Annotated in this window: 13 protein-coding genes and 1 pseudogene; 10 read left to right on the forward strand and 4 right to left on the reverse strand. The window is 63.6% G+C overall.

All coding sequences use genetic code 11. From position 1 onward, the window contains the following. From ABSG20_RS19440 to ABSG20_RS19480, 9 genes and pseudogenes are all read left to right on the forward strand, one after another. A partial coding sequence (locus tag ABSG20_RS19440; protein WP_423866137.1) for an SRPBCC family protein occupies window positions 1-424 on the forward strand: 424 nt, incomplete at its 5' end. Next, complete coding sequence (locus ABSG20_RS19445; protein WP_423866138.1) at window positions 421-927, forward strand: aromatic-ring-hydroxylating dioxygenase subunit beta; 507 nt, start codon at window positions 421-423, stop codon at window positions 925-927. The genes ABSG20_RS19440 and ABSG20_RS19445, both read left to right, overlap by 4 nt. 13 nt (window positions 928-940) lie before the next feature. Next, window positions 941-1,702: an SDR family NAD(P)-dependent oxidoreductase gene (locus tag ABSG20_RS19450; RefSeq protein WP_423866139.1), complete on the forward strand. Its 762-nt coding sequence runs from the start codon at window positions 941-943 to the stop codon at window positions 1,700-1,702. 9 nt (window positions 1,703-1,711) lie between these two features. Then, window positions 1,712-2,026 carry a non-heme iron oxygenase ferredoxin subunit gene (locus ABSG20_RS19455; protein WP_423866140.1) on the forward strand — a complete coding sequence of 105 codons (315 nt, stop codon included), beginning with the start codon at window positions 1,712-1,714 and terminating at the stop codon, window positions 2,024-2,026. 1 nt (window position 2,027) lies between these two features. After that, window positions 2,028-2,711 carry a TetR/AcrR family transcriptional regulator gene (locus ABSG20_RS19460; RefSeq protein ID WP_423866141.1) on the forward strand — a complete coding sequence of 228 codons (684 nt, stop codon included), beginning with the start codon at window positions 2,028-2,030 and terminating at the stop codon, window positions 2,709-2,711. Between the two features lie 14 nt (window positions 2,712-2,725). Continuing rightward, window positions 2,726-3,604, forward strand: a complete 879-nt coding sequence (locus ABSG20_RS19465) for a VOC family protein (protein ID WP_423866149.1) — start codon at window positions 2,726-2,728, stop codon at window positions 3,602-3,604. Between the two features lie 24 nt (window positions 3,605-3,628). Then, window positions 3,629-4,492, forward strand: a complete 864-nt coding sequence (locus ABSG20_RS19470; RefSeq protein WP_423866142.1) for a VOC family protein — start codon at window positions 3,629-3,631, stop codon at window positions 4,490-4,492. A 67-nt stretch (window positions 4,493-4,559) separates the two neighbouring features. Continuing rightward, a complete protein-coding gene (locus tag ABSG20_RS19475; RefSeq protein ID WP_423866143.1) occupies window positions 4,560-5,786 on the forward strand; it encodes an ABC transporter substrate-binding protein in 1,227 nt (408 codons plus the stop codon). A gap of 51 nt (window positions 5,787-5,837) precedes the next feature. Then, window positions 5,838-5,951: pseudogene (locus tag ABSG20_RS19480) on the forward strand (DUF2171 domain-containing protein); the annotation flags it as partial. 113 nt (window positions 5,952-6,064) lie between these two features. On the opposite strand, the gene tkt reads toward ABSG20_RS19480, so the two are convergent. Beyond that, entirely contained in the window at window positions 6,065-8,113 is a 2,049-nt protein-coding gene (gene tkt / locus ABSG20_RS19485; RefSeq protein WP_423866144.1) for a transketolase, read from the reverse strand. 208 nt (window positions 8,114-8,321) lie between these two features. Between tkt and ABSG20_RS19490 the strand changes: the two genes are divergently transcribed. Then, a complete protein-coding gene (locus ABSG20_RS19490) occupies window positions 8,322-8,549 on the forward strand; it encodes a hypothetical protein (RefSeq protein ID WP_423866145.1) in 228 nt (75 codons plus the stop codon). Between the two features lie 65 nt (window positions 8,550-8,614). On the opposite strand, the gene ABSG20_RS19495 is transcribed toward ABSG20_RS19490, so the two are convergent. From ABSG20_RS19495 to ABSG20_RS19505, 3 genes are all read right to left on the reverse strand, one after another. Further along, entirely contained in the window at window positions 8,615-9,271 is a 657-nt protein-coding gene (locus tag ABSG20_RS19495) for a Vgb family protein (protein ID WP_423866146.1), read from the reverse strand. Window positions 9,272-9,303: 32 nt separating this feature from the next. Then, on the reverse strand, window positions 9,304-10,524 hold the full coding sequence (locus ABSG20_RS19500) for a helix-turn-helix domain-containing protein (RefSeq protein WP_423866147.1): 1,221 nt from the start codon (window positions 10,522-10,524) through the stop codon (window positions 9,304-9,306). 80 nt (window positions 10,525-10,604) lie between these two features. Then, the gene (locus ABSG20_RS19505; RefSeq protein WP_423866148.1) at window positions 10,605-10,700 is read right to left on the reverse strand and encodes a ChaB family protein; all 96 of its coding nucleotides are present in this window, start codon (window positions 10,698-10,700) and stop codon (window positions 10,605-10,607) included. Window positions 10,701-11,060 lie beyond the last annotated feature (360 nt).

Genomic DNA, 11,060 nt, shown 5'->3' on the forward strand with positions numbered 1-11,060 from the left:
ACTGGTAAAACGGTTTGGAAAGCAGCGGGCCGATCGCATCGCCACCTATAACCGCAACCTCTTTATCTTTCCAAATCTGGTGATCAACGACATCATGGCGGTGACGGTGCGGACCTATTTTCCGGCGGCGCCCGATTTCATGAATATCAGCGCCTGGGCATTGGCGCCGATGGAAGAGACCGAATGGGCGCGAAAATACCGCCTGTTCAATTTTCTCGAGTTTCTCGGGCCCGGCGGATTTGCGACGCCGGACGACGTCGAGGCGCTGGAACAGTGCCAGCGCGGCTTTCGCAACTCCGCCGAGGCGCAATGGAACGATATCTCGAAGGGAATGGGCAAGGAAAACCCGTCCTACGATGATGAAGCGCAGATGCGCGCGTTCTGGTCGAACTGGAATGAACAAATCTTCCGGGTGCCGGCATGAGCGACACAGCCATAGCGATGCAAACCATAGCTCGCACCGACGTCGAGGACTTCCTGTTCGCCGAAGCCGAGCTGCTGGACGAGTGGCGGCTGCCGGAATGGCTGGAATTGTTCACCGACGACGCGATCTACTACGTCCCGGCCACGGATCTCGCGGTCGATGCGTCCCCCGATAATAATCTCTTTTATGTCGCCGACGACCGATTTCGGCTGAGCGAACGGGTCAAGCGCCTGATGAAGCGCACCGCTCACGCCGAATTCCCGCATTCGCGAACCCGGCACCTCGTCAGCAATGTCCGGATCAGGAAGCGCATCGGCGACGATCTTGAAGTCAGTTCGGCGTTCATCACCTACCGCACCAAGGACGGCGTGACCGACACATTCTTCGGCAGCAACCGGTACCGTCTGGTGCCCGGCAACGGCACATTCCGGATCAAGGAAAAGCGTTGCCTTCTGGACAGCGACGGTCTTCGCGCCCAGGGCCGGCTCAGCATCATTCTGTGAAAGCAAGGTTGCTATGGATCAGAAACTGAAGAACAACGTGGCCGTCGTGACCGGCGCCGCCAGAGGCATTGGCCTTGCGATCGCGGAACGACTGGCGCGCGACGGCGCCAGGCTGGTGGTCGCGGATATGGATGAAGCAGAACTCGACAGGACAACAAAACACCTCGGCAAGGAATTCGGCGCCGAAGTCGTCGGTCATGCCGGCGATCTGTCCTCGGAGAGCGTTGCCAAGGCCACGATCGACCTGGCGGTCGATCGGTTTGGCCGGCTCGATGTGCTGGTCAACAATGCCGGCGGCGGCATCATCAAGGCCTTCACCGAGCATACGCCGGAGAGCTTGCGGACGACGATCGACCGTAATCTTTGGACCGTTCTGTGGTGCTCGTGGCATGCGATTCCAAAAATGCGCGCCAATTCCTACGGCCGCATCATCAATCTCGGCGCCGATTCCGTTCGAAACGGGCTCTGGGACCACGCCGCCTACAATGCCGCCAAGGGAGGGGTCCATGGATTGACCACCGGAATGGCGCGCGAATTTGCGCTCGACGGCATTACCGTGAACACCGTTGCACCGTGCGCGGTGAACACCCCGCAGATGGTCGCGATCACCAGGAGCAATCCCGCCCTCGCTGCCAAGTTCGTGAGCGTGATTCCGATGGGCCGTCCCGCCGAGATGGAAGAAGTCGCTTCCATGGTCAGCTATCTCGCATCCGCCGAAGCTTCGTTCGTGACCGGCCAGGTCATCAGCGTCAACGGCGGAAGCACCATGCTCTAGGCCAGGTCGATGACAGAGACAGTGGTGCTATGCGCAGTCGCCGAGGTCGCGGAAGGCGAGATCCGGAAGGCGGCGCTACCCGATGGTTCCAATGTCGCGCTGTATCGCGTGGATGGTACGATTTATGCGACCGCCGACGTGTGTACCCACGGCGAAGCGTCGCTGTCGGAGGAGGGAATTTTGACCGGGAAGATCGTGGAATGCACGTTTCATTTCGGAACGTTCGATGTCACGACCGGCGAGCCGACCGGTATGCCCTGCGAAGTTCCGCTGAAGGTCTATCCGGTCAAGGTGATCGACGACAAAGTCTGCATCGAGGTCTGACATGGCAGTTCTGGCAAACAGGGTTTCAGCGGCAGCGAGTTCTGCGCGGCGCTCGGTCGCAGCGGCGCGCCGCCGTACCCAGGCCGAACGCAGCGAGGAAACCCGCACCCGTATCCTGAAAGCCGCCGCCAATCTGATCCGCAAGCGCGGCTATGCGCGGTTTCGAACCGCGGAGGTCGCCAAGGAGGCCGGGCTGTCGCGGGGCGCCCAGCTGCATCATTTTCCGACCAAGGATTCGCTCGTTGTCGCCACCCTCGAATATGTCTTCGAACAGGCCCGGGTGCTGAGCCGGCGCCGGGCCTCGGCGGTCAACCGGCCACGCGACCTGATCGAGGCCGTCATCGAGGACGCGCGCGAATTTTTCTTCAGCGAACACTTCATGGTCGCTATCGATATCGTGCTGTCGACCTCGACCAACCAGTCGGTGCGCAAGCAGATTCTTGATATCTCGCGCAAGGCGCGGCGTCCTGTCGAGGCCGCCTGGGCCGAGGCTCTGGCCGCGAGCGGCGTTTCCGGTCAACTGGCGTCCGACATCGTCGCCCTGACGCTCAGCCTGGTGCGGGGAATGGCGCTGCGAACCCTGTGGGACAATGATCCGAAATGGTTCGACGAGCTGTTCGCGCTGTGGCGTCAAATGATCAAAGTCTTCCTCAGCAACCGGCAGCCCCGATTGAGAATGCGGTGAGAGAGCCCGTGCCCATGCATCCGGATAGCCATCCGCTCGTCGTGTCGGTCTGCTATGTCAGGCTCGCGGCCAGCGATCTGCATGCCAGCGCCAGGTTCGCGGCCGATATCCTTGGCCTGCAGCGTGTCGCGGAGAGCGACGGCGAGATTGCCTTCCGCTCGGACAACCGCTTTCGCACCCTGAGCTTCGGCAATGGCGGGAGCGGCTACTCGAGCATCGGGATCGAAGTCTGGGACCAGCGGGCGCTCGACGAAATCGAGAAGCGGCTGGGCAAAAGCGGCTTTGCTTCGAGCCGCGCCTCGGCCGGCGACTGCCAGCTCCGCTACGTCCAGGCCGCGCTGCTGGCCAAGGATGGCTCGGGCAACAACATCGATCTGGTGGCCCGTCCGACCCAAAGTGGCCGCCGCTATTTCCCGAGCCGCGATGCCGGCATCACCCGGCTTCATGGCGTCGGCATGCGCTCGACCGACCTCGCCAGGGATCTGCAGTTCTGGAAGGAACTCGGCGCCGAGGTCAGCGACTGGGTCGGCGATATCGCTTATTTGCGCATCGACGGGCTGCACCATCGCATCGCGCTCTATCCGGCGAAACGACCGGGCCTGCTTTACGCGGCCTTCGAGGTCGAGACGCTCGATAGCATCATGCAGAACAGTTACTTCATGCAGGAGCGTCAGATCAGGATCGTGCAGGGTCCCGGCCGGGAGCCATGTTCGAAGCAGATCTTCCTTCATGTCGAGGGGCCTGACGGCGTTATCTTTTCATATGTCAACGGTATGAGCGAAATCGGGCCCGGACGTCGTCCGCCGCGCCAATTTGCGCTGGTGCCGGAATCGCTTTGCGATTGGGGCAGCGAGGCCAAGGGCGTGGCCGAACTGAGCGCAAGCGTGAGTTAGGCGATCAACCCCGGGAGAAGAAGCATGATCAATCTCAAAGACGTAAGCTATGTCCGCCTGGCAACCCCGGATATGGAATCGGCTGAAACTTTTGCGACCAGCTGCCTCGGCCTGCAGGTCGCCGAGCGCGGCAACAAGGCGCTCTATCTGCGATCGGACGACCGCTCGCATACGCTTTGCTACACCGAAGGCGATCCAAAGGACCAAGCCGTCGGGTTCGAGGTCGAGGATGAGGACTGTTTGCAGCAGGCCGCCGCCACGCTGGAACGGCTCGGCCACCACGTCCAGGCCGGCTCGGCGGACGAAGCCGCCAGGCGAAAGGTGAGGGCGTTCATCGGCTTTGACGATCCCAGTGGAAACCAAATCGAACTCGCGGTGCGTCCCGAGCGAAGCGGCCGCCGCTATTTCGCCGCGCGCGACGCCGGCATCACCGGCTTCAGCCATATCGGCCTCTACTCGACCGATCCCGCGCGCGACGAACGGTTCTGGACCGAGGTCTGCAACGCGCGTGTCAGCGACCGCATCGGCGACATCCCGCTGATGCGCGTCAATGCGATCCATCACACAATCGCGCTGGTGCGCGCGCCGCAGGCGGGCATCCAGCACGTGAACCATCAAGTGCAAACCAACGACGACGTGCTGCGATCGTTCTATTTTCTGAGCGAGCGCCGGGTGCCGATCGTGTTCGGACCCGGCCGCCATCCGACGTCGGGTGCGCGCTTCCTCTATTTCAAGGGACCGGACGGGATGGTGTTCGAATATTCCGTCGGCGTGGACGAAATCGAGGACGAGGCGACGCACCGGCCCCGCCAGTTCGGCTTCGAGCCGTCGAGCTTCTGCATGTGGGGCGCAAAGCCTGCCGGGATGGCGCTGCCGAACGATAAATAACAACAACACATTTATGCCGCGGCGGATGCGCCGCACGAGCAGGCGAGCGAACATCGGAGATGGCAAGATGAAGAACCTGACGCGACGCGCGATCGTCGCTATCGGCGCGAGCGCCTTGACGACGGTTCTGGTCGGACGCGCCCGCGCCGCCGGGGATGACGGCCCCGGTGTCACGTCCAGTGAAATCAAGCTCGGCACCACGGCCTATTACAGCGGTCCTGCTTCCACGGCTGCAGCCTACGGGCTGGCGCAACTCGCCTACTTCCAGATGGTCAACGATCGCGGCGGGATCAATGGCCGCAAGATCAACTTGATCTCGCTCGACAACGCGTTCAGTCCGCCCAAGGCAATCGAACAGACCCGCAAGCTCGTCGAGTCGGACGAGGTCTTTGCCATCGCCGGTTCGCTGGGAACGCCCACCAATGTCGCCATTCAGAAATACCTCAATGGCAAGGGCGTTCCGAACCTGTTCCTGACTTCCGGTGCCGAACGGTTCAACGACCCGAAGGAGTTTCCATGGATCGTTCCGTTCTATCCGATCTATGCCGCCCAGGGCGCGTTGTTCGCGCGATACATTCTCGGCGAGCGGCCGGCGGCGAAGATCGCGGTTCAGTACGAGAATGACGATCTCGGGCGTGATTACGTCAAGGGACTGAAGCAGGGCCTCGGCGACAAGGTTGGAATGATCGTCAAGGAGCTCAGCCACGAGCTTTCCGATCCGACCATCGACTCGCAAATCCTGGACTTCAAGGCCGCCGGCGCCGACGTCCTGATCCAGTTCACGCAGTCCAAATTCGCCGCGCAAGGCATCCGCGCGGCAGCCGCGCTGGACTGGCATCCGATGCACCTGATTGCATCGAACGCCGGCTCGATCGGGACGACCTTCATTCCAGCCGGCGCGCAGGCTTCCGCCGGGGTCATCACCGCGACCTGGGAGCGAAATCCGGTGGATCCGACCCAGCTCGATCATCCCGCCGTGAAGGATTTCAAGGCCTTTGCGGCAAAGTACATGCCCAATCTCGACCTCAACAATGCCGCGGCGCTGCCGGGCTACAACAATGCCTACATGATCGAACAGGTACTGAAGCGCTGCGGCGACGAACTGACGCGCGCCAATCTGCTGCGGCAGGCAACCACGCTCAAGGACATCACGCCGCCGATGTTCATCGACGGGATCGGCGTCTACAATTCACCGACGGATTATCGTGCCATTCATCATCTCCAGCTCACGCGCTTCGACGGAACCGGTCTCTCAGCGATCGGAAAGCCGGTTTTGCTTGACGAATTCGGGTGACCGCCGCTTGCGGGTCTGTTCCGGACGCGCGGTGCTCCGAGGCGACAATGCAAAGGCCATCATCATTACATCGACCGGGGCTTGGTCGCCGGCGTCGAGGGTGACCAGGTGCGTCTGTCGGCAACCGGCGCAGTCGCCGTCACGTTGGAAGAGCAAAAGAACTGACCTTTCCGCGGATATGGAAATGCCGCCCTATGATTTAGGGCGGCATTTTGCTGGCGTGCCGCTCGAAGCTTCGCACGAACGACCCGGCAACTCGTCGTGCGTTCGATTTAGATTTAGAGGGCGGCAACCTCCGCCAGCGTCTCGTGCGCGGCGCGAACCACCGCCTCGGCATTGATGTCGAACTTCTTGTAGACATCGGCGATCTTGCCGGAGGCGCCGAAGCCGTGCATGCCGATGAAGCGGCCTTCGAGGCCGATATAGCGTTCCCAGCCAAGTTCGACCGCCGCTTCCACCGCGACGCGCGCACGGGTCGTGCCGAGAACCGCCTTCTTGTAGGCGGAGTCCTGATGCTCAAAGAGCAGGCGGCACGGCATGGAGACGACTGCCGTCGGGACGCCTTGCTTTTGCAGAACGTCCCGCGCCTTGACCGCGAGCTGCAATTCAGAGCCGGTGCTTAGAATAGTGAGCTTGCGATCGCCGCCCTCGGCTTCCAGCAGGACATAACCGCCCCTGGCCGACTTGTTCTCGTTGCCGCCTTCACGGCGGAGTAGCGGCATCGGCTGGCGGGAGAGGGCGATGAGAGCAGCCTGGCGGGGTGTGTTCAGGATCAACTCCCAGCACTCGGCGGTCTCGACCGGATCGCCCGGGCGATAGACCGCGAGGTGCGGGATGGCCCGCAATGCCGCGAGGTGCTCGACCGGCTGATGGGTTGGGCCGTCCTCGCCGAGGCCGATCGAATCGTGCGTCATGACGAAGATGGTCCGGATCTGCATCATGGCGGCGAGGCGGATGGACGGGCGGCAGTAATCCGAGAAGCACAGGAAGGTGCCGCCATAGGGGATCAAGCCGCCGTGCAGCGCGATGCCGTTCATGGCGGCGGCCATGCCGTGCTCGCGCACGCCGTAATGCATATAGGTGCCGTTGTATTCGCCGGGCTTGACCTCGATCATTCCCTTTGCCTTGGTGTTGTTCGACGGCGTCAGGTCGGCGGAACCTCCCAGCAGTTCCGGGATCGCGGCGGCGAGATGATCGAGTACCGCGCCGCTGGCGGAACGGGTCGCCATGTCCTTGCCGCTTGCGATGAACTCCGCGCGGGCCGCCGCGATCGCCTTCCTCCAGCCGGTGGGCAACTCCCCGTCGTTCCGGCGCTCGAACTCGGAGCGGAGTTCGGCGGGCGCAGCCTTGACGCGGTCGGCCCAGGCCATGCGGGCCGCACGTCCCTTGGCGCCGATTTCGCGCCACTCGCGCAGCAATGGTTCGGGGATCACGAACGGGGGCGAATCCCAACCGAGGATTTTCCGGGCGCCGGCGATTTCCTGCTCGCCGGGAGCGTCGCTATGGGCCTTTTGGGTGCCGGCCTTGGTCGGGAGGCCAAAGCCGATGATGGTCTTGCAGGCGATCATGGACGGCTTGTCCGTCACGGCTCGGGCGGCGGCGATGGCATCACGGATCGCATCGGTGTCGTGGCCATCGATCTCCTGGACGTGCCAGCCGGAGGCGCGAAAGCGCTCGACTTCGTTGTCGGAGACCGCAAGGCTTGTCGCGCCGTCGATCGTGATCGAGTTGTTGTCCCAGAAGGCGATCAGGCGGCCGAGCTTGTAATGGCCCGCCATGGAGATCGCTTCCTCGCTGATACCCTCCATGAGGCAACCGTCGCCCATGAAGACATAGGTCCAGTGCTTGCACAGATCGTCGCCAAACTTGGCGTTCAGGATGCGTTCGGCGAGGGCAAAGCCCACCGAGTTGGCAACCCCCTGGCCAAGCGGACCGGTCGTCGTCTCGATACCCTCGGCGTGCTTGTATTCGGGGTGGCCGGCGGTCTTGCTGTCGATCTGCCGGAAACGCTTCAACTCGTCCAGCGTCATATCCTTGAAGCCGGTCAGGTAGAGCAGGCTGTAGAGCAGCATCGAGGCGTGGCCGTTCGACAGCACAAAGCGGTCGCGGTCGAACCAATGCGGATCCGCTGCGTCGAACTGCATGAAATCCTTAAAGAGAACGGTCGCGATGTCGGCCATACCCAGAGGCGCGCCGGGATGGCCGCTGTTGGCCTGCTGCACGGCATCCATGGAGAGAAACCGGATGCAGTCGGCCATATCCCGCAGGTGCTGGTCGCGGGGCTTGGGAACCGTCTTGACGGCCGGGCGGGAGGTAGCTTCAGCCATGATTGGAGCTTCCTGGTTTGCTGGATCGATTGGGGTAAGGGATATGGCGATGGCTTCGTGGCGGCGAGGCCGCGATTCAAAGCCGGAGGATTCGGATTCGTTCCGCTCGGACCACCCTATATCGACTAAGTGGTTATTTGGTGGAGTTTGCGACCGTGTCCCTCCGACCGTGTGACCTTGCCGGCCCCATGGCGCGCCGGACGGCTTCGTGCTGGAGACATTCTTCCTTCCCCGCGAACAGGCCTGCGCTAACGCAAAGGCCACTGCGGTGCAGGCGAAGGAATCTTTGCCCATCGTCGAAGTGGTGACGCTGAAATTGAAAAGCGGTGTCACCGCTGCGCAATTCGAATCGGCCGATAGAGAGATTCAAAACCGGCACGCGTGGAGCGACAGTAGCGTGAGCAAAGGATTTCGCGGGCGTGGCTCGCGGGCTTGAAACGGCCGATTACGCCCGCCGGGTCGCGCGTTGCGCCGAACCGGCAGGCTAATAATCCGCCCGCGCTATCGGCTGCCGGCCGTGGCTCCGCGCCTGGGCCGGCGCACGGCTCTGACCTTCCCGCTGCTTCCCCCGCCGCAGAAGAACTGATCGCCGCCATCGGACTCGAGCCCGGACACGGCCACGCCGGGCGGCATCTCGAGCCTCTCCAGGACCTCTCCGGTTTGAGGATCCAGTCGCCTCAAATCGCTCTCTTCACCTTCCCAGCTGCCGTGCCAGAGTTCGCCGTCGATCCAGGTGACCCCGGTGACGAAGCGGTTGGACTCGATGGTGCGAAGAATGGCCCCCGTCTGGGGATCGACTTGATGGATCTTCCGGCCCCGATACTGCCCCACCCAGAGCGACCCCTCGGCCCACGCCAGACCGGAGTCGCCGCCGCCGCCGGGCGCCGGGATCGTGGCGAGCACACGGCCGCTGTCCGGATCGATCTTCTGGATGCGATCCTCGGCGATCTGAAACAAATGCTGGCCGTCGAAGGCCGTTCCGGCGTGCGCGGCGACGTCGATCGAGCGCACGGCCTTCGCGCTCTCAGGATCGATCGCGTTCAGTCTGTCTCCGGACGCAAACCAGACATGCTGACCGTCATACGTAACCCCATTGACGCGGTCGACACCCGGAAAGGGTCCGTACTCACGGATGATTTCGGCGGCTGATCTTCTCATGCTGACATCCTGATCATTGGGCGGCTTCCATCCTAGTCACCCGGCAGGGGAGCGGGGAGTAACAAGGTTGTCGGGAATCCCGGCACCGGCGGCGTCATCCAGCGACGCGCCCGCCCGCGGCCAAAGGGCTGCACCTTGCCGGCTTCCGCGAGCTGGTCGAGTGCCCGCTGCACGGTGCGCTGGCTGGCGCCAAGCGCAAGCGCGAGCGCCGAGCTCGACCACGACTCGCCGTCGGCGAGCAAGGCAAGCACCACGGCATGCTCCTCGTCGACGGGCCGGGCCAGCACGACGACCTCGCGCGCGTGGCGCGGCACCAGCGCAAATCCTTGCTTCGTCGCGGTCACACCGGCCATCGTCCGAAGCGCCGTGCGGAGCCGCCCGATTTCGACGCGCAACCGCGCGCGATGCGATTCATCGGCGACCTTGCCCCGGAAGGCCCGCGCGACGAGCGTGCTCCTCGGCGCGTCTGCCGGCCACGCCTCGCCCAGCGCGCGTGCGAGCGCGAACAACACCGGACGGCTTTCGAGCGAGACCGATGTGTGTGCGTCACGCACGGCATGACGGCAGGCGTCCACGACGAGCGCCTTCGACGCGAGCAACGTTTCAACGTCATCGAGCAGGAGGGGGCGCTCCGTGCCGCGCGCAATCAGGCGCGCCGCGGGCGTGTTCAGGACCATGCATGCGCTTTCGACCTCTGCCGTCAGCGCAGGGATTTTGGCCTGGCGCGCGGCACGCCCAGCCCGGGCGAGCGCCGCGCGCGCCGTCTTGATCCGGAGGCGTCGCATCGCGATCCCCGCAACCACCAGCTCGTGGGCCGCCCTCGACGCGGCCGGGAGGGGCAGGGGGTCGAGCTCGGCGAGCCTGCGCTCGGCCTCATCGATGCGCCCGATCAGCAGCAGGCGCCGCGCCTCGAGATAGCGCGCATGGGCGGCGTTCACCCGGTCGCCGTGCGCTTCGAGGGTCGCCCGCGCGGCGTCGAGCGCCTTCGCGGGCCAGCCCAGCTCGCGCGAGACGAGCGCGATCTCGGCCTCTGCGACGACGCACCTCGCCCGCGCCACGGCCTCTCGCGGGCCGAACGCGCGCGCTGCACTTCGCAACAGACCCTTCGCGCGAACGAGCTCGCCGAGTTGCGCCATCGCAATGCCGCGAAGCGCGAGCGCGGGCGCGTCGTCACGCAGGGCTACCCGCTTCAATGCGCCGAGTACATCGCCCGCCGCGAGCGCACGCGCGGCGGCCGTGATCAGCGAGTCCATGGGAATCCTGTCACACTTGTCACTCCCACCGCTCGATGTCCGGCCCTTGGTTGCAAAGTGATCGTAGCGGCCGCGTCAGATCAGTCTTCGCGCGGAATCCAACGGTCGCCGGATTTCTCATATTTGCGTTTTACCGCCGCCCAGGCAACGCGATGCGCGGTCTTTTCGCGTTGCATGGGACCACGCGCCGCGTATTACGTCCAAGCATTTTTGAAGGCGCTCAGGTAGATCTCCTGCGCATTCCTTCGAACTGTCCAATGACTCCGTGCCGGGTGAGAGATGCGCGCCTGGGTCAGGTGTTTCGGGGCTGTCAAGGGCCTTTTTTTTAAAAATATTATTGTTTACTTTTTGTTCTAGACGGTCTACAGGTGTTTCGTCTCGTTCCAAATGAGGGGCGGCTCGCGATCGTCATGAAACGCGGGATGAGATGCGGTGGACGCGGCAGCGTCAGGCGTGCGACGGTTCGCAGGGCGGGGGGCGTTATGCCAAGCGTGAGCGAATACCTCGTAAGCAAGACGACGGCGCTGAAGCGTACG

Origin of the sequence: Bradyrhizobium sp. (assembly GCF_049512235.1) — a bacterium.
In the GTDB taxonomy this organism is placed as follows: Bacteria; Pseudomonadota; Alphaproteobacteria; order Rhizobiales; family Xanthobacteraceae; genus Bradyrhizobium.

Bases quoted from the DNA above. Each gene is read 5' to 3' on its own strand.
- ABSG20_RS19465 (WP_423866149.1), top strand. From the start codon at position 2,726: ATGCATCCGGATAGCCATCCGCTCGTCGTGTCGGTCTGCTATGTCAGG.
- ABSG20_RS19460 (WP_423866141.1), top strand. From the start codon at position 2,028: ATGGCAGTTCTGGCAAACAGGGTTTCAGCGGCAGCGAGTTCTGCGCGG.
- ABSG20_RS19475 (WP_423866143.1), top strand. From the start codon at position 4,560: ATGAAGAACCTGACGCGACGCGCGATCGTCGCTATCGGCGCGAGCGCC.
- tkt (WP_423866144.1), bottom strand. From the start codon at position 8,113: ATGGCTGAAGCTACCTCCCGCCCGGCCGTCAAGACGGTTCCCAAGCCC.
- ABSG20_RS19470 (WP_423866142.1), top strand. From the start codon at position 3,629: ATGATCAATCTCAAAGACGTAAGCTATGTCCGCCTGGCAACCCCGGAT.
- ABSG20_RS19500 (WP_423866147.1), bottom strand. From the start codon at position 10,524: ATGGACTCGCTGATCACGGCCGCCGCGCGTGCGCTCGCGGCGGGCGAT.
- ABSG20_RS19445 (WP_423866138.1), top strand. From the start codon at position 421: ATGAGCGACACAGCCATAGCGATGCAAACCATAGCTCGCACCGACGTC.
- ABSG20_RS19450 (WP_423866139.1), top strand. From the start codon at position 941: ATGGATCAGAAACTGAAGAACAACGTGGCCGTCGTGACCGGCGCCGCC.
- ABSG20_RS19495 (WP_423866146.1), bottom strand. From the start codon at position 9,271: ATGAGAAGATCAGCCGCCGAAATCATCCGTGAGTACGGACCCTTTCCG.
- ABSG20_RS19455 (WP_423866140.1), top strand. From the start codon at position 1,712: ATGACAGAGACAGTGGTGCTATGCGCAGTCGCCGAGGTCGCGGAAGGC.
- ABSG20_RS19505 (WP_423866148.1), bottom strand. From the start codon at position 10,700: ATGCAACGCGAAAAGACCGCGCATCGCGTTGCCTGGGCGGCGGTAAAA.